This is a genomic window from Sinorhizobium chiapasense (assembly GCF_045277575.1).
GTDB lineage: Bacteria > Pseudomonadota > Alphaproteobacteria > Rhizobiales > Rhizobiaceae > Ensifer > Ensifer chiapasense_A.
In genome coordinates, this window is the sequence record NZ_CP144206.1 from 1,081,187 (window position 1) to 1,108,185 (window position 26,999).

At 63.1% G+C, this 26,999-nt stretch carries 1 protein-coding gene; it reads right to left on the minus strand.

Annotated features, from left to right (window positions below; all coding sequences use genetic code 11):
- Positions 1-23: 23 nt before the first annotated feature.
- The gene (locus tag QM996_RS23830) at positions 24-26,999 is read right to left on the minus strand and encodes an LEPR-XLL domain-containing protein (protein ID WP_334198491.1); all 26,976 of its coding nucleotides are present in this window, start codon (positions 26,997-26,999) and stop codon (positions 24-26) included.

Here is a 26,999-nt window from a genome sequence, read left to right on the forward strand (position 1 = left end):
TGGCCAGACAGTTTATTCGCACGCTAACGCCCTCCAAAGAGACTGACCAATCGAGAAAGCAGTCCCTTTCGGGCCTCCCACTCGATCATGCCGTTCAACACGTCCTGCTCACTTGTGTCGGCGTCGTTCTCACCGGCGCCGGAAGTCTTGACGGCGTGATTACCGATATCGGCCGTCCAGGCTGTTGGATCGACAAATGTGCCGGTTGCCTCGTCGAAGACCCATGCCTTCACATCATCATTGCCGAAGCGGGCCATGCCATGGCCTCCACCGGTTGCCGGCTGCGACGTGGCAGCCGGAACGTCTCTCCCGCTGCCGGTCCAGCCGGATGCCGCGGCAACCTCGCTCGCGTCGCCGCCTCCCGATATCTGGAGATCAGAAGCGCTGATGCCGGCAAGTTTCATCAGCCGTCGCTCAGTCGGGCTTACGAACAGACCCAACTCTTCGTCGAACACCTCCGCGGCGTTGCGCGCTTCGGGCTGGTTTGCCGCCAACGGCAACCGGCGCTCGCCAATGCCGAGCGTTTCGGCCATGACGTCGCCGACAGCATTGCCGGCAGAGTGGGCCAACCCGGCCTCATGACCCATTTCATGGAGCAGGACCGAGAGCAGATCGAAGCGTCCCTCGGCCGGCCCGCCGGCAATCGCCTGCCACTTGCCGTCGACCAGGCTGTACTCCTCGTTATCCTGCGGCGTGAGATCGACGAACCAGCCCCGGCCGGCGGCGTTGCGGTCGATCCTGATTGCACCGAACACGGCTTCGGCCAGTCGGTCGCCCTCGAGATCGACGATCTCAAGGTCGATCGTGCCGAGACGCGCCAGGGTTGCCGCATCGAGCAGTCCCGATTTCGCCCAGAGGGCGATGGCATCGTCGAGCACCGAGAGTGCCTGCCCTCTGGTGATTTCGCCACCGGTGACGGTCGCTTCGCCAGTCGCCGCCAGCAGATTGGCCGCCGTGTTGAAGGCGGGATCGTTGGTTCTGATCAGGAAGCGATCGAACGAGCTTGATCCGACACGCGACATCGTGCCGAAACCGCCATCGACCAGTGCAGCATTGTAGCCATAGGTGCCGACGAGGCCGCCATTCACCTGAACGCTGACCGCCGCCCCCTTGAAGGTCACCTTCAAGGTATAGTCGACGCCGGCATCGAGGACACGGCTGAAGGACTGATCGACCTTGTAGCCGCCCTTGGCGGTGACATGACCGACAAGCACCTTGTCGCCGGCAACATCGAGGGCGACGAACTTGTAGTCGTTCGCACCGTAGCTGTCGAAGACAATGCCGCCGATGCCCGCGGTCGAAAGCTTGGCCTCCAGCTCAAGGTAGGAATCTGCCCTAAGCGTGGTACCGACGTTGAACGTATTGATAGCAGCGCCCGCCGCGCCGGCAAGCCGGCCGCCGGCGACGGTCCAGCCTGTTGCGGCCGTCCCCGTCATCGGGAAGCGCCCCGTTCCGTCGAAGTTGTCGGCATAGTCAAGCGACAGGTTCGGCGGCAAGATCTGCACCGAAAAGTTGTCCACCTTCGACTTCGAGCCATCGTTGCCGACGCCCACCATGCCGCGGTTGAGGCCCACGGGCGCGCCGTCCTCGATCCTTGGCGCGAAGGTGTAACCGAACCAGTTCACACCCGCGACCGTCACCGTGACGTTCGTGCCGTTGACGGCGACGAGCACGTCATAGGTTATGCCGGCTTTCAACTGAACGGGCTTGTTCGACTTGGCAACCTGATGCCAGCCGCTGGCATCACGATAGCCCATTTCGATCTGGTCGTTCGAAATGTTGATGCCTGCCCATTTGAAATCCGTCGGCGAGCGGTAGTCGAAGATGACATAGGAGTTCGCCTTCCAGCCTGCCAACGGCTTCTGCGCCGTGATCTTCGCCGAGATCTCGAAATAGATCGGCAGATATTGATCGGCGTAGAAGACCGCCGCCGCCTGACCCCACGAAGTCTCGGACTCGACCGACATCATGCCACTCGACACCGTGAACTTGCCCTGGTCGGCAGCGAACACGTCGAGCGTTCCGTCGTTGAAGTCGGCCGTGCGCAGCACGTCGCGCTTGCCGCCGGGGATGTTGCCGGCCTGCGGGTCGGTCGGACCACCGGTCTGGTCTTGCCAGATACCGTGATCCTTCTGGGTCACCAGTCCGAGTTCGCCTTCGACGCCACCCTGGAACTGCGACACATGGCTGTACTTGTCGCTGCCGTTGACGTTGCCGGTGTCAGCAGTCCGCGTGATGTCGACACCGTCGCTGAAGGCTTGGGCATAGAGGAAGTCGAAGAGCTGTGGCGGCACCTGGCGGCTGACCGTCGCAATACCGAACGGCGCGAACGGCACGAGATAGCTGTTGAACTCGCCGACCCAATCGATGAGGCGGTCGCCGCCGGTGTTTCCGATCAGGATGTCGAGCCCGGCGCCACCAAAGACGCGGTCCTCGTAAACCGGATGCGTCTCCGGCTGGTCATTGAGCCAACCATTGGTGCTGAGTACGTCGTCGGCGTTCATGAGGTCGTTGCCCCAGCCGCCATAGATGTGGTCGCGCCCGGTTCCGCCGACGATCCAGTCGTTGCCGAGATCGCCGAAGATGGCGTCGCTGCCGTCCGTGTTGCGGTCGGCGAAGGCAATCGGCGTTCCGTTGGGCGAGAACGCGATCGCGCCATTGACCAACGGGCCTTCATTGTCGACGAGGTTGAGGAAGTACTGGAACTGCGTCGGCGCGACGCCCGACTTCCAGACGCTTCCGTTCGCATTGAACAGGATGGCCCGACGCGGGTCGTACTCGTCATAAAGGAAGAATTCACCGAGCTTGCTCTGCACCGGCTTCGGCGCGTTCCAGGGATCGGTGTCGGCGCCGAAGCGCAGGACGTCACCCGGATTCCACGGCCGGGTGAAATCGGTGCGCACCAGTCCGACCACGGCGCCGTTTTCGAAGCGCTGGGTATAGCTGAGCGGCAGAGCCTCGCCTCCGCCAATGGCATCGTCGCCGGCCCCGCCGTGGACGAAGTCGTCTCCAAGGCCGCCGAAGATGATGTCGTCGACGACATTGGCATCGAACAGCGGATCATCCGCGCCCTGCGCATTCGGCTTCAGGTTATAAGGCGTGAGATCGACGGACTTCTTCAATTGACCGCCGATGTTGATCGTCTCGGTCTGGACCTGCCCGGGCGTGTAGATGAACTCGTTGAGCACGTCGCCCTGGCTTGTGCGATCATCCGGATCGGTGGCAAGGAGCGCCAGGACACCGTAAAGCGGTTCGGCATAGGTGGCGCTGTTGCGGCTCGTAAAGATCCGGCCATCATCGCCGAGGATGCCGTCCTGGCCAGTACCGCCGGAGATCCAGTCATTGCCCCAACCGCCGATCAGATCGTCGTTCTCGGCATCGCCGAACATGCGGTCGTGACCGCCGCCGCCATAGGCGGTGTCGTCACCGGTTTCGCCATGGAATTCGTCATGGCCGCCGATGTCGGTCTTCGCCCACAGACCGAATTCGTAGCGATAGGCCGGATCGTTCGGATTCGTCTTCGAGAACAGGTCGGGACGGAAGTCCGGACCGCCCGGCGTGTAGTCGAGGAGGTGCACGCCACGAACGACGATGCGTTCGGCCCCGGCGCGAGCTGGATCGTTCACATCGTAGTTGAACTGGACGTACAACTGCTGGTTTGCCAGCCCATTCGGATTGATATTGACGCCATTGATTCCGACGATACGGACGATATTGCCGTTGTCGCCGACCATGGTGTCGGCATCGCGGGCATAACGCGCGGCCGCAAGGGTGCCATCACCCGGAAGGTCAAGGTCATTGCGGTCGATTTCGCCGCCGGTACCGCCGAAGATGTAGTCGTCGCCGTCAGGCCGTGCATTCGCATCGGTCAGGCTGAAGAACGATGACGAGCCGCCAATCAGGTCGTCCTGGCCAAGACCGCCGAACAGTTGATCATCGCCGCCACCGCCTTCGATGTAGTCCTGGCCGTCGCTCGCAGCGGCGAAGGATGCAATCACCGTCAGTGGCCCGATCGGATCGGCAACACCACCCGACGTCCTGGAGGCGCCGACATGCGACGTTCCGGCAAACGCAAGCTCGATACCGCCGTCGCCCTGGATGACGTCGTTGCCCAGTTGGCCGAAGATCTCATCATGACCTTCGCTGCCGGCGATGTAGTCGTTGCCGAAACTGCCGACGCCGGCGGATCCCTGATCGAAGGCGAAGGTGTGAAGGGTCGCATAGTCGACCGCATACTCGCTCCACCATGGCGCGCCGTCCGGGTCGCGGTAACGGCGTGCAATATCGTCGACGAGCAGGAGACCGCTGTTGTCGCCGGTGACGGTGCCGAAGCCTGCCGGGATCGGCCGGTCGGTGCGGCTGTAGAGCAGCGCTGCGGCAAGCGTCTGGAAGCGCTTGCTGAAGGTATCGTCCAGCAGGTTGCCATCCGCGCCGCCCTGGCGGGTGAGGTAGACGTTATCGCCGAAGATGCGGTCGTCCTGCTGGTCGCCGTCGAGCATGTCGTGGCCGGCACCACCGACGACCACGTCGCGGTCAAGCCCGGCGAAGACGATATCGTCGGCACCGTTCTGCAGCTCGGCCGACTTGATCGCTGTCACGAGCACGAGCTCGGTCGTCTGGATCTTCTGTTTGAGACCGGACGGCAGGTTCGGATCGTCGACGAACATCTCGATGACGCCGTGGTCGGCGAAGATGATGTCGTCGAAATCACCGAGAACGCCGGCGGCAGCAACCGCACTCGGACCGTACCCAAGATGCGAAGCGTCGTCACCGAAGATCAGGTCGCGACCTGCCTGCATGAGATCGCGGACAGAGGATTTCACCGGCTTGATCGTGGTACCGTTGGTGTCGGTGTTCGGGTTGGCGGAAGGCCGCGGGCTGTTGTCGACCGTGTCGATGAACAGCTGGCGGGTGAAGATGTTCACGTTCACGCCGCTGTCGCCATAGATATGGTCGACGCCGCGGTTGCCGATGATGAGGTCGTCGCCCGAGCCGCCGGCGAGATGGTCGCCGGCCTGGCTGCCGTAGATGGTGTCGTTACCGGCGCCGCCATAGATCGTCAGCCCGACGTTGGGCAGTTGCCCCCCAGGAACATTCGCAAACAGGGCGCTGGCATCGATGATGTCGTTGCCGGCGAGCTTGAAAGGATTGGCGAGCGGGAAGACCCATTCGTCGTCCTCGTTCTCCCCGTCTCGCAATTGCGGGAAGGGATCGAACGGCTTTTCGCCGAATTCCATGCCGAGCACATTGTGGGCCTGGCCGGAATACCAGATGCCATCCTGGCTGGTGTCGCCATAGACGACGAGCGGCGAGTTCGGCCCGGCACCACCATTGACCTTGATGTAGTCGCCGCCGACGCGCTTGCCGCCGTCGAGCGTCACGTCATAGCCGAAGACGGTGAGCGACACACCGCTTGCCGGTGTCAGCGCCACGTTCTGCAGCGTCATGACCGCAGCGGTGAGCGCCTGGATCGTGAACGGTCCTGCGTAGCCGCCGACATAGACCTTCTGGCCGACATAGAAACCATCCACCAACCAGCTCCCGGCGCTGCGGGTCAGGCTGTTGGTGGCAACGTTCATCGTGCCGGAAGCCGTGACCGTGCGTGCTTCGGCGACATGCAGCGAGCGCTCGGCATAGCTGTTGAACGCATCGACCGCCAGCGTGACGCCTGCCCCCTGCCCGACGTGGGTGTTCGGAGCACTCAGCACCAGGGCGCTGAGGTCGCCCCAGGTCAGGGCGGAATTCGGCGGCGGCGGCAGGGTCGCATCGACGATAGCAAGGATCGTGCGGGTATAGGTCTCGCCCTCCAGCTGGATGACCTGGCCAACCTGGTACCGATCTTCCGACCAGTCGCGCCCATCGAGGCGGGTTACGACGATCGATCCACCGCCGGCGCTGGCAATGTTCATCTTGCCGGCGCTCTCGACGTACATGTTGCCGCCGCCATGGACGAGCGTCAGGCCGCCATGCGCACCCTGTACATAGAAGCTCTTGACCGCATCGTTCTGTGTGGCGAGCAGCGCGCCTTCGAGTTTCAGCGAGAAGCCGTCATCGGAGATCTCGATGATGCGGAAGTCGCGCTTTCCGTTTTCATCGACCATGGTGATGAGATGACCGGCAAGATACCCTTCATCCGCCCACTTGATGCCGTCCTGACGGGTGACGATGCCACCGGTGTAGGTGGGGTCGATGTCGACATCGGTGACCACCGTTTGCAGGATCGCATTGGTGACCGGGTTGATGCGGTTGATGGTCCTCGGCGCATCGCTGACCAGCGGAAGCTGGCCGCCGATGACACGCATGGTTGAACCGGAAATCGAGACAATCTGGTACTCGCCCTTGGCGAAGTCCTCGTTGATGCTGATGAAGTCGCCGACCGCAAAGCCGGTCCATGCGCCGCCGTCGGTGCGCACGATGATCCCGCCGGCAATCGTCTGGGCGACGTCGACGGATTTGTTGACGGTGATCACGTCCTTGTCGATCGCGGTGATTGTCAGCGAGCCGCTGGCAACGCCGGCAAGCGACGAGCCGCTCAAGACCAGGATCGAATTGTCGTTCGGATCGGCACCTTCCTCCGGATGCAGCGGATCGATGAGCGCGTCATTGATCGCGACGACGGTCCATGTGCCTGACTGCCCGGCAATCTGCACGGTCTGGCCGACGAGGAAGCCCATGGCCTTCCAATCGAAGCCTGTGCGCACGATCGTGCCGCCATTGCTGCCGTTCGGTGTGACCGTGAAGGTGTTGGTGACCTGAACGGACGGTGCGGGATCGAGCGTACCCTGAATGACGAGGCCGTCATTGCCCTCGCCGAGCATGAGGTTGACGACCTCGATCGTGCTCTTCGTGGCGTTGGTGCCGAACTGGCCGTCGGCGCCGACGCTGATCTTGCCGAAGCTGATGCCGCCCGGGAAGAAGTCGGATTCACCAAAGGTCGGGTCGCCGCTGACACCGAGACCGAGGCTCAGGTCGTCGGCCATGTTGAAGCCGGTCAGCGTCGTCTGCGTCATGACGCCGTCGACATCTTCCTTGCTGGTGTCGTTGAAGATGTTGAGCACGTCGATCTGCTGCGATTCTGGCGGCTGGGCGCCGATCGCGATCAGGAAGTCGTCCGCTTCGCCCGGCAGTTTCAGACCATTTTCCAGTGAGCGGTCGGCGCCTGTCGGACCGCCTTCGACAGCCAGCGGGCCGCGCAACTTCGACAGATAATGTCCCGAGACGGGGAAGACCTTCACGCCTTCGCGCGTGACGGGGATGTCGTAGTTCTCGTCCGCCTGCAGGACGACCGTCTGCTGGACAGAGTAGTTCCCCGGATTGAACGTCGCGACCGCCGCGGTGCGCAGCACTTTGACGCCCGAAAGCGTGCTGCCGACCGGCAACAGTCCGGCGTTTTCCGAGGTGATCTGGATCGTGGCATCCTTGGTGTCGTTCTCGCCGCGGATGATCGCGATCTTGAAGTTACCGATAACGTTATCGGCGGCGTCGAAGACACGTATCCACTGGCCTTCCAGGAAGCCATAGGCGAGCCAGCCGTCCGCATCGTCGGCAAGGCCGGCGATCGTCATGCGATAGGTGAGCGCGCCGTTTTCAAGAACCGTATGGAACTGGATACCGCCGGTAAAGGCACCTTCGCTGGCGAGGTCCGAGAGGATGACGTCGGCAAGCTGGCCGCCGGTGCCGAACGTGCGGTCGACCTTGATGAACTTGCCGTCCACCGTGTCGATCGCGGTGATGTAATAATCGCCGCTGTTGCCGCCGGCGTTGCCGATGCGGATCTGCTGGCCGACGAAGAAGCCTTCGTCGACGAAGCTGCCGAGATCGGCGCCCGTGCCGCGCGTGATCTTGCCGTTGAGGCCGTCATTGCTGAAGACGAGGTTGCCATCGAAAATCTGCGTCGGCCTCAGCCCGCCAATCACCGTATAGCCCGAGCCGGGTGTGACGGCGACACCGTTGACGCTGACGACGTCCGCCAGGCCGTCGGTGACGATCGCAACCTGCACGGTGGTGCTGGGCGCCTTCGTCAGCCGGATCGTATAGTCGTCCGTGTCGCTGCCATCGGCATTGAGCACCGTCGTACCGCCGCTTTCGAGCACGACGGCGCCGGCCGTGTCGTTGTCGATGACCTCGATATCGATGTAACCGGGGCCGGACCGCAAGTTCGGGAAGACATAGTCGTGGTCGGCGTCGGTCGTCAGCACGTCGTCGCGCTGGAAGTAGATGACTGCCGTATGCGGATCTTCCCGCGGGATATCGTCACGCGCCTGCACGCCGATGCGAACCGGGTCGTCCCAATTGGTATGGTCGAAGGTCAGTCGCCAGTAGCCGTCAGCATGCTTGTACATACGGTCGCCGGCCGAGTTGAAGATGTTCGTCGGATCGTCGACATCGAAGATCTGGATATCCTCGTCGCTCGGCTCGTTGAGGAAGAGCTTGACGACGATGATGTCGCCCACCTCCGGCGCCGTCTGGAGCTGAACGAGGATTTCATCCGTAAGCTGGGTCGTCGGGCTGCCTTCGATGACGAGAGACCGGCCGTCTTCGATGTTCGTGCCGGCCGCGACCTCGGTCACATAGATCCCGGGCGTGTCGTTGTCCCTGACGAGCACTTCGACATTGCGGACGTCAGCCGCGTCGAAGGGGTCGCCATCGGGGTATTCGGCATCGATATCGATGACGTTGGTGTCGACGCCGCTGAGATCGGAAATCACGCTGTGCTGGATAACGACCACGCGGTCGCCTTCGGCGCGCGGATCATCCGGCGCATAGACATAGACCTTCTGCGCATTCATCCAGTTGCTGCTGTCGAACCGGAGCACGACCGCGCGATCGTTGATGATCTGCGGCACGCCGTTGACAGTGATGACATGCTGGAAGTCGCTGTCGGTGACGGTTCCGCCGGGATTGACGGTGGACAGCCAGATCGTGTCGCCGAGGCCGTTCGGCAAAGGCGCCGGGTTCAACAGCGTGCCGTCTTCCTCTTCCTGCGGTGAGCGTGCCGCCGAGACGGTGACATAGATTACCTGACCCGCAAGCGGAGCGACCGCAAGTTTCACCGTATAGCTGTCGACATTGACCGGACCGCCTTCGCGCACGGCAGTGAAGCCGCCGGTTTCGTCGATGCGGATAATGCCTTCGTCTTCGGAAGCGACGTTATAGTCGAAGCCGTCGACGAGCACGCCGTCATAGAGCGCATCACCAGACGTGACGAGATGATCGACAGCGCCGGAGGCTCCTTCGAGTTCGCGGGTCACGATGTCTTCGGTGACGTCGCCGGTGACGTTGATCGTATCGGATCCCAAGCCGCCGATGACGCGATAGGCAACGCCGAAGGCGGTCGACTGAACGAAGAATTCGTCGTCACCTTCGAGACCGTCGACCTCGACCACTTCGATCGTCGTGTAGCGCACATTGAGGCCGGCGCCGAAAATGCCGCGTTCGGTGATTGCAAAGTCGTCGGCAAATTCCGTGCCGAGGATAACGAGCTTGTCGAAGCCCGTGCCGCCATCGACGGAAACCGGTGCGTTCACATTGTACTGGACCTCGTCCTCACCGCCGCCGGCGCGGATATCGGGCGCCCGCGCAACAGAGAAGCCGAGCCCGATGATCGGCATCGCAACGCCTTGGTCGTCGCGCACGATCACGTCGTCGGTATAGTCGTCAGGCGTGGAATCAGCATCGGCAAAGTTGATGACGCCGTCGCCATTGGTGTCGAGGGTAACGGCCGGCAGATCGTCCTGATCGATCGTGCCGTCGCCGTTCCAATCCTGATTGGCGACCGCGGCGATCGCAAAGGCCCGCACGATAAACAGGTCGTTGTTGTCGTCGCCTTCGAGCCTCAGTTCGGCCTGGTTCGAATAGACGCGGAACTCGTCATTGCCGGTTCCGCCCTGGGCGACCAGCGGCGCACTGATGCCGGGGCTCAGCCAGCCGCGCGTCGTTGCGACCATGTCCGGGAAGACATCCTGGGCAAGCAGGCCGCCGCCGAAGAACGGTGTCGCGCCGTTTTCCGGGTCGTCGGTGCGCTTGTTGCCGAAGATCTGCCCGATCTGGAAGGAGTCGTCCCCCGCCCCACCCTGCAGCGACACGATGGCCGTCGTATCGTCCGAATAGAAATTGTCGTTACCACCGAGGCCCTCGATGGTGACACGTCCGTTGAGTGCCGTGTCATAGTTGATGCGCGCACTCTCGTTCGAAGGCTCGTTGTCTTCAATGGTGTCCGCATAGGTGGTCGGCTGGCCATAGACCATCGCGACATAGGCGGGACGATCGGCGGTTTCGTGCGGCAGGTAGTTTGCACCGCGCAGCAAGAAGATGTCGTCGATCGGCTTGTTGCCGTCGCCGTCCTTGCCGTTGAAGGCGGAGTTGTAGCCGTAGATGTTCAGCGCATCGACACCGTCGTTCGACCGCCCGGTGTCGAGTACGTTAATGACGTAGTTGCGGTTGAAGTCCGTGCCGGCCGTACCGCGGCCCGGATTGTTCGAGCCAAGCGTGTAGACCTCGTAGAGATCACTGCCGGAGACACCGTCGAGCGTCAGCGTATGCTCGGCGGCCGTCGTCATGTTGGGCGAGGTTTCAGTCGCCGTGTCCTGCAGGTAGTAGACGGTGAAGCGGTCTTCGCCATCGGCAAGCGCCGGGTTGAGCGTCTGACTACCATAGGCGCGGGTCTTCGAGCCGAGGAAGATATAGCCGGGGCTGCCCTGGCTGTTGGTACCGCCGGCGCCGGAGGGATCGCCGAACTGGATGGTATCGACATCCGTGTTGCCGAAGATGCAGGTCAGATTCGTGGCGTGCGGCGCACTGGTCTTCGGTGCGGCGGTACCTACGGGCGTACCGTTGCTCTTGTTGCCTGGCGTTACCGCGGCATTGGCGATGATGCGCCCACGCAGCAGCATGACCGAGCCGAAGCCGATGTCGGCGTTGGCAAGCAGGCTGATGGTTTCGTCGAAGGCGGTGACGTCGCCATAGATGTCGATGCGCTTGGCGGCCAGGATCTCACTGTTCGAGTCGAGCGTGACGTTGTCGCCGACGCGCAATTGCACATTGCCCTTCTCGGCGAAGATCTGACCATGCGGGATGAGACGCTCGGCATCCGCCTGGAAGGTCGGGAAGGTGGCGCCGTCTTCGGAGAAGCGCGCGCTGCCGCTGTGCAGGAGGTCGAGGTTTTCACCCTGGCCCCCTGTCTCGCGAACGGTAATGCGGATATCGCCGTCATAGGTATGCGCCAGCACGAGGCGCAGGTTGCCGGCGCTTTCGCCGGGATTAACGGGCGCTTCCGCCAGATAGATGTTGTTGTCGGCTTCAAGGGCGACGTCGTCGTTGGACGATCCACGCGAGGAGTCGATTTCGAGGTCGTTGTTAAAGGCACCGATGGAGCCGCCGCCATTGGCGTCGAGATCAATGCTCTGGCCGATGAGGTCGGCGAAATCGTCGCCGGCGCCGTTGTTGCGGGCATCGAGGATCGAGCCGGCGACGGTACGCAGCGAGATGTCCCTGGTCGTATGAACGGTGTGAACGAGAAGATCGCCGGCAACTTCGTCGAGGAAGATGCCAAGCGTGTTATCGGCGGTGGTATCGAAGGCCCTGAGCACGCCCAGGCCACCAACGCCGTTGCGGATGTCGACGTTGATCTCGAGGAAATCCGTCGGCAGGCCGATGCCCCCGAGCGGCGAATTGATGTCGAGCAGCGTCGGGTTGAGAACCTGCGCAGCAACCTGTGCATGGTTCGGATTGAAGAGGCCGACACCGGCCGCCATGGTGATGTTGCGGCCGGCGACGTCGGCTTCGACGTCACCCTCCGTCAGACCGCGCGCATCCAGGATGCGTCGCGGCGAATAGAGCAGCACATCCGACGCGGTCGACTTGATGCGCTCGACGCGCATGTCACCGGTCTTCTCGCTGAGGGCGATATAGCCGTTGGTCACCACGTCGATGTCGCCGTTACCGGCAATCTCGGTGATCCCGAGAACGTTGATGGTCGTTGCGATGGGCGCGGGATTTGCGGCTGCAACGATGATGTCGCCACCAGCGGTTACGGATCCGGCCTGGAGGCCGGGCAGAGTCCGGCTGCCGGTTGCGGGGTCGATGCCACGGAAGTCATAGGTCGAGGCGATCGCCGTATTGCCCGTTGCGAAGACACCACGGCTGAGCGGTTCGGGGGAGCCGCTGTCCGGCCGGAAGAAATTGTAATGGGTAAGGCCGGCCGCCTGGCTCGGCGCCTTGACGAGCACGCCGCCAGATGCGCCGGCGCCGGTCTGCTCGATGCTCGCCTGTAGCAGCACGTTGGCGGTATCGCCGGCGCTGATCCGGTCGATTTCAACGATGTAATAGCCGCCGCCGAGGTCTTCGCGCAGCAGGGCCTTGAGGTCGAGATTGACGTTCTGGATGGCATCGACCGTGAAGGTCTCGGCCGAAATCAGGCTGTGCTGGTTGGTGAGCGGCCCGCTCGGCGAAAGATTGATCGCGACACCTGCAAGGGCGTTCGCCAGCGTGCTTGCCAGCTTGACGCTCAGACCATCGGACGATGCGATGACATAGTAGTAGCCGCCATCGGTAAGCCCGCCGATGACAGTGCTGACCGCGTCGTAACGCACGAGTTGGCCGGTGTAGAAGCGGTTTTCGTGGCCGAGGAAGATCTGCTCGGTCAAGCCGCTGACACGGCCGGTATCGAAGCTGATGAGTTGTGGCAGGCCGGCACTGTCAACGATGTCGACATTGACGCGGTTTCCGGTCGTTCCCACGTTTTCCTCGGCACGGATATTGAGGACGTGTGTGCGGATCAGGGATGCCCGGCCATCGCTGCCGACGACACCGCGATCGTTGGTCGCGAATACAGATCCATCGGTATTGACGATCGAAGTGGTCCCGATCGGGTTTTCGATGGTGCCGTTGATGTAGATGTCCGAGTGGCCACCCGTGTCGGTGATCTCGATCAGCGTCGGCGCCACCTCGCGTTCGATGTTGAAGGTGAGCGTCACGGTCTTCGACGGGTTCAGCCAGGCAAGCGGTTGCTCGTCGGTCACGACGTCGATGTTGTTGATGATAATGTTCTTGTCGGACTCGTTGCGGATCGTGACGCGCTGCAACGTGTCGCGGAACGTCCAGGTACCGCCGGAACCGATCATCGAGTCGGAATCGAAGACGACGTCGCCCGGACCGGGATTGACGATATCGTTGACGACGATGTCGTCGCTCTGGATGGTGTCACCCTCTCCTTCGCTGCTGCCGCCACCGCTCGCGCTGTCGTTGACCGTCACCTCGACTGCGACGTCGATCTGGCCATCGGCGCCGATGACGAGTTGCTTGACCACCAATTCGGGCGAACGTCCGGAAAGGATCAGGACATCCGAATTGAAATCGATCTGCTGCGGCCGATCGTCGGGGCTGCTGCCGTCAGAGCCGCCGGCGGCAAGCGAGCGCTTGCTGTGATCCGCATCGTCCGTCTGAGAAATTGAGCCGTTGACCGTGGAAGCATAGAGCGCCAGATGTTCGCTCGACGCCGCCGGCTCCTGCGGATAATCCGGATGGCCAAGCACGGCATCACTGTTGTTACGCGGGCCGGCGGTCACCAGAGCGCCGGCGGCACCGAATATCTTCGACGCCACGTCGGTATCGTTGTGCGCATCGGAGTCGACGAAGCCGAAGAGGCCGGTCGCGCGGGCATAGGACTTGGCATGAGTCTTGACGTTGTCGTAGCGCGTGACGAGATCGACACCTTCCCAGCCGGTCAGTTCGGAATCGGCATTGATATGGACTTCGGCCTTCGGACGCGCCGTCAACGTGCTTTCGGCCTGGCCCTCGCCGTAGAAACCTGCGCCGCGGCCATCGCTGCCTGAGAAGACATTGAAACGTCCGACCTTCGCGCTGGTAACGGCGCGTTTGGCGCTCAGAACAGCCCGATCGCCGAGAGTGGCAATGGTGTCGGCTTGATCCGGATCGGGGTTCGGGTCGGCGATGCCGATATAGACATGGGTGACGGCGTCGCCATCACCGCCGAAGCCGATACCGGAGCCGGTCGAATTTGCGGAGACGCCCGCTTCGGAGTAGGCCGTCAGTTTTGCAAGCTCGCCGGCAATGACGATCGCATCGGAGCCGATCGTTGCCGCACTGTTGTATTCGATCGAGACGATGGTCGTCGGCGAAGCCAGGCCAACCGCGCCGCCGGCGCTTGCGTGCGATGAGGCTCCGGTATTCACATTGGTGCTGGAAGCAACGGTGACGTTATTGCCCGCGACGATACGGGTGCCAGCGCCAATGGAGGCGACGCTGTCGACGTCCTGGTAGCTGTTGGCATCGGCGTCGCCAACGGCGACGAAGCCGCCGGTGCCGTTGACCGCATGTGCCGTCGTGTTGGTGGTGGCCGATGTGCTGACCGAAACGTCACCGCTGGTCGTCACAAGCGTTGCCGAAATCGTGGCGGTCACGTTCGCGTTGCTGGTGATATTGGCGTCGTTGCCGTTTACGCCGACAAAACCGCCGCCCGATCCCTTCGAATAGGCTGACGACACGCCGTCGCCCGACTGCGGCGCGATTTCGCTGAGAGATACCCGGCCGGGGCCGAACAGGAATTGCCCCCCAGCCGCCGAAGTCACGGCATCATTGATATCGATGCGCAGTTGTTGTTCGCTCGTGGCATCGCTCGATATATCGACGGCCAGTGCGCCGATCCGATGGTTGGCATAGGGACCGGACAGCCCGGTCGGCGTCAACGTCATCTGCGTGCCGCCAGTCGGCGCGTCCCACAGTTCGAAAGTGTCGTCACCGGGGCCGCTAACGCCACGGACATAATAGGTCTTGCCGTCCTCGAGCCCGCCGATGGGCAGATTCTTGGCGTTGATCAGTGAATGGATATCATCGGCGGTCTTCGCCTTGTTGGGCGTGAGTGTGATGATCGACTGATCGAAGGTCTTGGTGAGCGTCGTTTCCGTGACACTGTTGACGACCGACAGGATCAACGTGCTGCCGCTGACGCCAGTAACGGTGTAGGTGCCGCTGTTGGCGCCGGCGCCGCTGATGAACAGGGTACCGGTTCCAAAACCGAAATCGGCCCAGTTCTCGCCATCAGTGCGGATGATCCGGTCGCCAGCCCCGTTGCGGACGAACTGAACCTGTTCGGTGACGACGTCGTTGCGTTTCAGTTGGATCGTGGTCGAATTGACGACGTGGACGCGGTAGGTCTGGCCATCGGACAGCCCTCCGATCGCCGTTCCCGGCGCTCCCGTTTCCGTTTCGACATTATAGACGACGTGCTCGCCCTCGCTGAACCCATGGTTCAGCGCGTTACCGTTGTCGTCGAAGAAGCGAATGTTGTTCTGCGTACCGTCGTCGATGGGCGAACCGTCGGGATTGAGGGCCGTCGGATGGACATCGACCTGCCGGCTGACGAAGGTCTTGGCGTCGGGCGCGTCATAGGTGACGGCCATGCCATTGGTGAACCCATGACCGGAGATCGTGATCTGATTGCCGGCGATGTCGTCGGGTTGGAAGTTCTTGAAGTAGTTTTGCGGGTTGACCGCCTTGTCATGCGTATTGACCAGTTTGATATGGGATTCGTCGATAACCAGAACGTAGTAGAGATTGCCTTCGGTCAGGCCGAAGCTGTTAACGGTCTCGTCGGGACCGGCGTAGTAACGCACGGCATCGCCGCTGATGAAGTTATGCGCACCCTGGAAAGTAATGATCTCGGTTTCGGAATCGATGCTTGCGGCATCGAAAGTCGAGCCGAAGTATAGCTTGTTCGGGTCGACATTGCCGCCATCGATGACGTTAATCACGTTGTATTGACGGTTCACGGCCGGGTCCTGCGGATCGGGCCAGTTGAGGCCGGGGATCACCGCGCCGCCGGCGCCCGCATCGTATTCGACGGTATCGCCCGTCACGAGGCCGTGGTTGTTGACCGTGATCGTGTTGGCGACCCCGTCGGCGTCGACGACCGCATAGTCGGGCTGCGTCCCTGGAATGGGCGCAGCAATCGCCTCGACCGAGACGTCGCCCGTCGCATTGATGACACTGCCCGTTCCAATGCTACTGGAAACGGTCGGGTTGACATTGGTGGTCGCGTCGGAGTCGCCGGCGCCGAAGACGCCGCCGATCGTCACTCCGACGACCTTGGAGTCGCCTTCCGTGTTGGCGAGCGCCTTCAGCCGGACATGGCGTGCCGACTGGATGGAGGTGTTGTTGCCGATGGTCGCGGCAACGGATGACGGGCTTGCGGTTGCCGTGGCGCTGTTGAGCGTCAGCGCCCCAAGGACGCCGCCACCGGTTGCTTCAGCAACGGCGAGCGCGCCGTTGATCGCAAGCGCGTCGATCCCGATATCGCGAACCGAAACGACATTGGCATTCATCGACGCATTCGACTGGCCGTTTGCGACCGCCTCGGCATCGGTCGCGCCCACCGCAGCCGCACCGAAGGAGTTCGCCTCGGTATTGGCAACCGCGTAGTTGCGCAGCCGCGACTTGATATCGATGTCGTTGGTAATGGTCAGGCTGCCGCCCGCGCCGATCGAAGCGCTGACGACGGCATTGGACCTGGCGGTGGGCACGGCGCCCTGGCCGCTGAACAGACCGCCGCCAGAGGCTTCGGCGAAGGCCTTGGCGCCGCGATCCGTGGCCGCCGCGCCGGAGAAGTTGTGGGAGGCGAGCATGACGATCCCGCCTGCCGCAATGGTCGAACCGCCGCCGATCAGCGCGCTTGTCGTCGGCACGACATTGACGGTCACGAAGCTCGTGCCTACAGCGCCGAGACCGATGCTGAGCGCGAAAACGTCGCCCTTGGCATTGTGGCTCGAGAGCGCTTCGAGCGTTACGGTGCCGGAGGCGTCGATGTTGGCGCCGCCTTGGATCGAGGCTTCGATGTTGGTCTCAATATCGATAAGCGCGAAATTGAAGGAGAGGCCGAGCGCACCGCCGGCAAGGGCAAAGGTCTTCGCCTTGGCGTCGACGGTCGAATCCGCATGCACGGTGATCGCGCCCACGGTGTCGGTCTGGCCGATCTGGCTGCCGGAACCGATGGTCGCTAAAGACTCAATCGTGCTGTCGTCCGTGTCACCGATGTTGAGGTCGACATAGGAGGCACCGGCCGCCAATAGGCCTGCCTGTATGCCCGTCGTCGTGACGTCGAAATCCTGCGTGTTCGATGCGGTGACCGAAAGAAGGCTTGCGCCATCCACGACCGTTCCGTCGAGCAGGCGCGCCTGTACGCGGCTGGTATCGTTGATAACGATGACCGAGGCGCCCAGGCCAACAAAGCCGCCCTGGAAGGCGACGGTGGTTACATCGATCTCTTCGTCCAGTTCCGCTTCGACCTTGATCTGGTTACCGGCCTTGAGATTGCCGCCTGCCTTTGCCTTGACCTGCTCGGACACATTGAGAACGGTAACAGCTGCGCCGGCGCCGACCAGGCCGACGGCGGCGTTGCCGATCAGCAGATCGACCTTCATGTTCTGGCGCGAAACGACCAGGATATCATGGCCGGCTTCCACGTCCGCACCGGCTTCGATGGTCGCAGTGGTGCCATGCTCCTCACTCGTGGGGGCCAGGGCAGCATTCAGGTCGGCGGCAGAGAAGAACGATGGATCGCTCAACCGATTCGATGCGCCTTGCATATTGTCCCGGACGCGGGAATCGGCTGTACGCGCATTTCCGTCGCCGGTGAAGCCGGTCATCTGACCGGTCAGTTCGCCGACGCCGCCGTCGGTCTTCTCGCCAGCGTCAGCCGCTGCGGTGTCGCCGCCGCCCGTGGTAGCATTGTCGGACGTGCCTTCTTTCTCGTTGGTATAACCGTCCTTGAAGTCCTGGCCGATCGACCAGACGGACACCGACGCACCGAGGCCGACGACACCGCCAACGCCGCTGAAGGCGAAGCCCTTGAGGACCTGGATCGAGTCTGCACTGACAGCGACATCGTTGCGCGCCAGGATGTCGGCATTCGCGCCGATCGAGGCTGTCGTGTCGTTCTTGATGCTGCCGAAGTCGATGCCGCCACCAATGCCGACGAAACCGACGGCTGCCGAACCGGCAAAGGACGTGATGCGGACATCGTTGGCCGCGTTGACGTAGACACCCTGCCCGAAGCCGACATCGGCCGGATGCAGTTGATAGTTGGCAAAGCCCTGGTTGATCGCGGCACCCGCGCCAATGGCGGCGAAGGTATCGGAATCGATGATGGTCACGCTGACCGCGCCGGCAATGCCGACATAAAGCCCGCCCGCGCCGGCAACGGCGATGTGGGTGACGACTTCGGACGATTGCGCCTGGACGATGACACCATGGGCCTCACCCGAAAGCGTCGAAAAGCCGGTCGGATCGCCACCGCTGGTGGCAATGTTGCCGTTGAGCACATTCGCGATGCCTGCGCCGTTGGCGCGTGCATCAATGGTGGCGTTGGCGCCAATCGTCGCCTCGGTGTCCTTGGTGACGTTAACGACGCCGACGGAACCAGCGGCACCACCGCCGGAAAGGCCGATGGCAACCGCGCCGGAAACGATCGTGAACTGGGAGTCGTCCTTCGCCATGACGGCGACGTCGCCACCGGCTTCGACGGTCGAATCCCCGATGCGCGCAAAGGTGTCGGCATCGATCGAGACGACCGAGACGCCGCCGGCAAGGCTGACCGTGCCGCTGAGCGCCAGGCCGGCGGATACGACGAGAACCTTTTCCTTCGCCGTCGCGATCACCGCCACGTCATTGTTGGCATCGACCAGGGTGTCGTCGCCGATCGTTGCGGTTGTTTTCGTCGTAACCACCGACACGTCGACCGCAGGCGCGGCCGCGGCTGAACCGCCGAAGGCTGCACCTGCACCAACGCCGAGATGGCTGAAGTCGCTGGCCGCGGCGACGAGCACGGACTGCGCTCCATTGCCGCCGCCGCTCATGTCCTGATTGATGCGGGCGCCCTCGCCAATCAGCGCAGTGGTCGTCGTATTGAGCACGTTGACCGCCGCACCGACGGCGACACCGACGGAGCCGCCACCGCCAACGCTGATCGCCGCCGTTTCGATATCGTCCTTGGTGCTTGCCGAGACCGCGACGCCACGGAAGCCGCTGTCGACGGAGGCTGTTGCAATCCGCTGTTGGGTCAGGCCCGGATCGGTTGGCGTCCCGTCATCGCTGTGGTCCTGGTCGAGGTCGTTGAATTGTCCGAGGCCGCCGCCCCCTTCCTTGACCGGCACGCCCGCTTCGAGACTGTCCTTGCTGACCTGGCCGTCGGTCTTCGGATCGTAGCCGTCGCCCATGCTTTGCGAACCGGCAAAGCTGATATCGAAGCGACCGGTGCGTGCCGCCACGCTGTGCTGGCCCTCGCCCGTCACGCGGGCATTTTCGCCGATGAACGACTCCGTCACCTTGTCGACGACCGCGACGCCGGCAGCGACACCAACGCCGGCGCTGCCGCCAACGGCAACGCCGCCGACGATCAAGTCGAGTTCCGTTTCGTCGATCGCTTGTACGAGCACGCTGCCAAGCGCGCGCACGTCGGTCAGGCCTGCATTCGCGATACCGTCGAGCGGATCGTCACCGATGAAGGCGCGGGTGGTCATGTCGAAGACGAAGACATCCGCCGAAACGGTGATGCCGGCGGAGGAGGCACCGCCGGCTGCGACCGAGAAGGAACCAATGTCCTCATTGCTGGTTGCCTCGACCTTGACGTTGCCGTCAGCGTCCATGTCCATGCCGGAATCGATCGACGCCTGCGTGGTTTTGATGAGCGTCGCGATATTGACGCCGGCGCCGACCGCCGCGCTGCCGCCGGACACCGCCAGCGATCCGGCGACTGTGAGCAGATCCGTTTCGCCATAGGCGTAGACCGCGACCCCCGGATCGTTTGCACCGGACTGGGCGGTCACCGCCGTATTCGAGCCAATGCGTGCGATCGTTGTTTCCGTCAGCACCGTGACGGCGACAGAGCCAGCCACAGCGGCGCTGCTGGTCGATACACCGCCGGCGGCGGCGATCGTGGTCACGTCCTCCGTCGAAATCGCCGAGACATCGAGACCGACAGGTCCACCGGTTTCAACGTCGGCGTAGCCGCGGATCTCGGCCTTCACGTCGTCGATGTGAACGAAAACGGTGCCGGCGATACCGATGCCGGCCCCCTGGCCGAAGGCGACGCCGCCGGCGAGCGCAAAGATCTTGGCGTCACCGGTTGCCTTGACGGAGGCATTTCCGCCGGCATGAAGCTCGGATTTGTCGAGTGCCGTTCCCGTCTCGACATAGGCTTCGGTCGAGGTGTCGAGCACGACGACACCGACGGAGGCGGCAACGCCCGAGCCGCTGAGGCTCAGGCCAAACGTGGCAGCAATCGAGGTGATGGTGTCGAACGAATCCGCATTGACCAGGATATTGCCCGCAATCGCACCGAGATCCGCGGCTCCGCCGACCCAGGCGCTGGTGTTGCGAATGATGACGTTCACGTCGAGGCCGATGCCGACACCAGCATTGCTGCCGCCGGACAGTCCGATGCCGCCAGCACCGCTGACCATGGTCAAGATGTCGGTCGCTTCGACGGTCACGCCGCCATCGCCGTCAAAGTCGGAGCCATCATTGATGAAGGCATGCGTCTCCATGAAGATGACGTTGACGCTGGAGGAGCCACCCACCGCCGTTCCGTTGCTTGCCGCAACGCCGGCGGCAAAACTGGTCACCGCCAGATTGCCGATGACAGGAAGGCTCTCCGTGATCGGCAACAGCTCGGCATGCGCCGTGACACCGATCGCGCCGGTTGCCTCGGCATCGACGCCGGTTCCGACATCGGCCTTGGTGTTGAGATCGTTGACGATGTTGATGGAGACCGCGACGCCGACGCCGGTGCCACCATTAAGGCTCAGCGCCGCGCCGCCGGCGATACTCTGCATCTCGTTGACGCTGACTGCATTGATGGCAATGCCACCGGTATTGGCGTCGAGATCGGCATTGTTGCCGATTTTGGCACTTGAATTGACGTCGAGATAGTTGATCGCGACGGAGCCGCCGACGGCTGTATTCTTGGACACGGAACCGGCCAGTGCCCGCGCCTGGAAGGTATTCCTTTCGCCGTCGGCCGTGACTGCCCGTACCTTGATCGAGCCGGCGGTAAGGTCGGCGCCGGAATTGACCTGCGCGGTATTGTCGAGCAAGGCGATGTTGAGGCCGACCGCGGCGGCGACGCCGGTGTTGGCGCTGGTATTGGTCGCCGTCGCCGTGCCGAGTGCGCGCGCGTCGGTGGTCATCGTCGCTTCGATTGTCATCGCACCCGAGGACCCGATCACGACATTGCTTGCGATCGTCGCGGTATTATCGGCGTCGAGGAAGTTGACGGCGATCGTTGCGGCGACGCTGGTTCCGCCCTGTGTCGACTTGCCGGTCTCGTTCGTGGTCTTGCTATCGGCGGTACCGAGGCTGCTGCTGCCAGATTGGGTCGGCGCCTTCGAGCCGCCACTCTGGTTCTGCGCCATGCTCGTCTGGTTGCTGGTCTCCTGGTCGGAGTTCGCCTTCGAAGTGTCGTTACCCTTGGCGCTGGCTTTGGATTCTGCCTTCGTGTCGAAAGTCGACGTGGCGGTGACACTGACATTGTTGGCGCCGGAGAAGTTTCTGCCGACAAAGGCGTCGTTGGTCACTTCCGCGATGTTCAAAGCGAGCGAAACGCCGACACCGACATTGCTGCCGGCCGCTTCGCCGTCGCCGAGGGTATGGATCGTGCTGGCATGGGTCGCCTGCGCGGCGAGATTGCCGGTGAGCGTGATCGCGCCGCCGGCACCCGTGCCGATATGCGCATCCGTGTCGTTATCCACGTAGGCGACTGCAATTGCGCCGCCGACGGCGGTGTTGCCGGCTGCGCCGGCCTTGGCCGTGGTGGTGGCCGTATCGTTCGAGGTGGCAAGAACCTGGAAGTTACCGGTATTGCCGCTGACCGTTTCGCCGTTCTCGATCCCGGCGAAGGTCGTGTTGAGTGAAATTCCAAGCGCTATCGATGCACCGACGCCGGTGCTTCCCGACCCGCTGCCGGCGCCATGGGCGGTCGCCTCTGTCGTCGATTTGGTTGTGTTGGTTGCCTGCAGGCTGACATTGCCGCCGGTGAGCGCCACGGTCGTCGTGCCGCCACCGCCGTGGTCGAGCCCGATCGTGCCGAGCGTATTGGTGGTTGCAACGCTCAACGCAAACGAACCCGCCACGCCGGTGTCGCCGCCGCTCGCACCTGACGTGGATTTCGCACCGAAATTGTGCTCGGCATTGCCGCCGACCGTCTTCATTGTCGCCGAAGCCGTGAGGCCATCGGCCGTGATGTGAGCGCCTGCCCCGACCGAGGCTTCGTTCCGCATGGTCGCGACGTTGATGGCAACGGCGACGCCGACGCCGGTGCCGCTGCTCGTGGTCGTTGCCTTGCCGTCGCCCGTGGCACTGGCATTCATGTTGTTGGAGGACTGGAGCCGAAGCGCTCCGGTGCCCACGCCCTGCCCGGCAATGATCGTGACGCCATCACCGATCGAAGCGACGGCAAGCGACGAAGAGACGTTGAGGGCGAGCGCTGCGGCGACGCTCACCTGGCCGCCGCCGGTGCCGCCCTGGCTCGTTGCGGACTTGTCGCCGGTGTTCGTCTTGCCCGATTTCTCGTTGGCAAGCAGCTTTTGCTTGTTCTTCTGATCGTCGGCGGTCGTGTTGCCGCTGGTGTTTTCCTTGTCCTTGTCCGCGCCGGCGGCGCTGGCCGTGGCTTCGGCCTTGCTCGCACCATCGCCATGGGCTGCGAAGCTGACATTGCCATCAGCGGTTATATTGCGGGCCGTGGTCGCAGTGGCGCTGTCGTCGACAAACGCCAGCGCGATTGCCGCACCGACCGCCGTGTCGCCGGCAAGCGCATCGCCCAGTGCCGAGGTAGTGCTATCGCCATGGTGGGTCGCGGTGGCGCTGAAGGCGCCGTCGAGATCGATAAGGCCGCCGGTGCCGAGCTTTGCCTCCGTTACATTGTCGGCAACGGTGATCGCAATCGCGCCACCGACGCCGGTACCATCTCCAGCTGCCGCACCGGATTCTGCCGTCGTGGTGGTCTTGTGGCTGCCCGTGGCGCTGAGCGTCAGGTCATCGAGGCCAGTCAGGACGGCGGAATTCTCGACCTTGGCCGACGCCGTGTTGTCGGCCGCATTGATCGCAAAGGAGGCTCCGACACCGGTGCTGGCGCTCTCGGCATCCGCCTCGGCGACCGCGCTGCTTTCGGACGTATTGGAGACCGTCAGCGAAGCGTCGTCACTACTGAGCGTGACGCTGGCGGAAGGCCGGATCGCCGCTTCCGCGGTGGCATCCGACACGTTGAGCGCAAACGATCCGGCAACGCCGGTGTCGCCGCCGCTGGCGCCGGAAGTCGAATGCGCCTCGAAGACGTTCTTCTGGTCGCCGCCGACGTTCTTCATCGTGGCAGACAGCGTGACACTGCCGTCGGCATTGACGATCGCGCCGGTGCCGATGATCGCCTTGTTGCTCATATCAGCGACATTGATCGCCACTGCAGCACCAACCGCCGTGCCCGAGGTTTCGCTTTCGAGCGTCGCGCTGCCATCGGCGACTGCCGAGGCATCCATGTTGTTTTTGGCTTGCAGGCTCACGCCGCCGGTTCCGGCGCCATCGCCGGCCGTTATGGTGCGGCCATTGCCGATGCTGGCCAACGCTTCGCTGTCGGAGACGTTGATCGCAAGGGCGGCTGCAACGCCGACATCGCCACCGCTGCCGCCACCGGTATTGGCGGTCTGGCTCGTGCTGTCGGCATCGCCTGATTTGCTATTGGCGAAGTCGACCTGCTTCTGTTTCTGCTGGTCGGCCTTGGTGTTGCCGTCGGCGGATTCGTCGTTCTTGTCGGCACCCTTCGCGCTTGCCTTGGCTTCCGCCTTGCTGGAGCCGTCGCCCGACGCCGACAGGCTGACAGAGCCGTCAGCACGCAGATTCCGGTTTGTGGTCGAGATTGCACGGTTGTCGACGAAGGCAAGCGCGATCGCCGCGCCGACAGCGGTCGAACCGATCGCGGTGCCGTCAGCCGTGGCTATGCTCAGCCCATGATGGGTCGCCGTTGCTGAGAAATCTCCTGTTATGTCGAGCTCGACGTCATCCGTTCCGAGCGAGGCGCGGGTGGTGTTGTCGATCACGTCGATCGCCACTGCACCACCGATACCGGTGCTGCCACCGGTGCCGCCGGCTTCCGCCGTCGTTTCGGATTCATGACTGCCGGTTGCTGACAGCGTCACGTCGTCTGCGGCCGTGATCGTCGCCCCATTTTCGATGAGGGCGTTCGTATTGTTGTCGATGACGGCGAGCGCTACCGAGCCGCCGACGCCGGTCTCGCCGGCTTCGCCGAGATCATCGCCGTTCGGGGTGGCGGCGGTCTCGGCATGAGTGGTCGACGAAGCGGTGAGGCTGAGGTCCGCACCATTGAGATCGACCGAGGCGCCCGCCTCGATAACTGCCTCGACGTCGGTCATGATGATGCTGATTGCGAGAGCGCCAGCGACATTCGTTTCGGCGCCGCCGGCACCGGCTTCCGCGGTCACGACGAAGCTGTCGCCAGCATTGAGCGTGGCATTGAGGTTGACGGAGCTTGCCGTCAGGTCAGAGGTGCCGGCGATATAGGCTCGCGTGGTCACGTCGGCGATGCCGAGCGCGACAGCGACGCCGACGCCGGTTCCAGCGCTACCGGTAGCGGAGCCGTCTGCCGCTGCGGTCACGCTCTCGGTGGAGGTCGCAGTCAAGGCAAGCGTGCTTGCGGAAACGAGGATGGAGCTATCGACATAGGCCTCGGTCGTGGTCCGGTAATCGGAAACCGTGACGGCACCTGCAAAGGTGATGTCGCCGCCACTCGTCGTGGCCTTGTCCGAGGTATTGCTGTCCTGGTTCGGGTCGGCGAGCCGCTTCTCGGATTCGTTCGAGCCGTCGCCCTGGTTCGAACCGCCGGCGCTGGAAATCGCGGTGGTGCTGACGTTGCTGGTCAACGTCGCGCTAAAGGCGACGGAATCGGGCAGGTTACCACTATTGGCGTTGAGCGCCGAATTGCCCGCCATATAGGCGCGCGTCGTCGCATTCACTTCCGAAACGGCAACGCTGGCACCCTTGGAGCCCGAGCCGCCATCGGCGGTTGTCGTCAATGCGAGATTAGTGTCGGCGGTCAGCGAAACTGCCCCGGATACGTTGAGGGCGCTGCCGCCCAGCACTTCGGTGATGGAATCGCTGACGACAACCGTCACGGAAACCGCGGCGTCCTTGGTGGTGTCGTTCTCGCTTGCATCGCCTTCGTCGGCCGCGGTCAGCGAAACGCTGACCGAACTGCCGGCCGACAGGCTCGCAGCCGTCAGGGTGCTGTTGTCAAATTTGATCCTCGCCTCCGGCAGCAAGGTGACGATGACGCCTTCGAGCGGCCCGACTTCCGCGGTCGAAGCCGAAACGGTCGCATCCGCCGTCGCCGAGATCTCAACGGCGCCTGAGGCGGTGATGGTCGCACCGCTGAGGTCGATGATCGCCTCGGGTGTCGCGAAATAGGCGCCGCCGGTGATTTTGCCGTCGTCTTCGGCGAGCGCCACAAGGGTGACCGTCGTCGCCGAAACATTACCTGAAACCGTGATTTTTTCGGCGTGAACCGCCAAGGCGCCGAACGTGTTCGCTTCCTCGATGAGGACTTCGTCCTTGCCGTCATCGCCAGCCGTATCGGCAGCGTTCTCGCCGAAAACGGTAAGGCTTGCAGCCCCGAGGTTGACGCCGGTAACCGTCAGGACATCCTTCGACAGGAGCGGGATGCCGAGGTCTGCGCCAAGTTTGATCGTCAGGCTGTTGGTGGGCTTGGCGAAGGTGACCTTTTCGAAGGTCGGGATCAGCGACAGGGACTCAAGCGTCAGAGTGCCGTCACCGTTGTCTTTCAGCCTTGCTTCGTCGTCGAAATCGCTGGTCGCGATTATACGATCGGCGACGACCGTATTGTCTGTGATCGGCTCCAGGCCGTCGTAGCGCAGAACCTGGCCATCGCGAGTGATCGTGCCGGACGCGGGGCCGGTCGCAACGTAAGCGACGGATTGGAAGACACCACCATCGAGAACGAGGCTGTCGAAGCCGCCGGCGCCGCCGTCCATGACCCCGGTCAGTCCGCCGCCGGCTGATACGAAGAAGGTGTCCTCGTTGTCGGCAGAACCTCTGAGATTCTCAACCTCGACGAAGGACACCCCTGAAACGTTGCCGGCGTTGAGCCCGGTTATGTTCCAGTTGGTATCTACCGGAGGCCCGATCACTGCGTCGCTGCCTGCACCGCCACTCAGGAGAACCTTGCCCGAAATGGCGTTGTCGAAGGCGTTGTGAACGAAGGTGTCGTCGCCGGCGCCGGTGTCGATTGTCAGCTTCAGATTGGGTGACGCGAAGGTGTAGGACACCAGCGCACCGCCGTTGATGCTGTCGAGCGTCGAGAACCCATCTCCCGGCGTGCCGGCATCGCTGAGGCGCAGAGTCTGCCCCTCGCCTGTCACGTCGGCAAAGATCCGCTCCTGCGCAGTCGTCGCGTCGGTCACGGCCGAGACGCCGCCGATACCGATCCGATGGCTGATCTGGCCGTCCACGGCGGTGAACACGCCGGACCCTGCGCCATCGGCCGCGAACTCGACGAGATCGAACACGCCGCCCGTCAGCGAGAGCTTGTCGTCGCCGTCGCCGCCTTGAAAATCGATGTCGAGCGCCTGAAGGAAGTCCGTGCCGAAATCGATTGTCAGCGTGTCGTTCGCCGCAGTACCGGTCACCCGGATATAGTCGATCTCCGCAGCATTCCGTTGCGCAACGAGGAGGCTCGACCTGTTGTCGTAAACCTGGACCGCCTGGATGAGGTTGTCATAGCGCAGGCTGTAGTCAGCTCCGGCATCACCGAACATGTCCACCGCAAAGGGCATGATATCGGCCGACAGCAGGTAGCGAGGCTCAAGCGTCTCGAGCGCGAGCCCAGGCAGATGGTTGGTTTCGGAGCGCGGTGTGAAGCTTCGCGCCTTCCTGCCACCGAACCAGCGGAAAAGGCGTTCGATCAT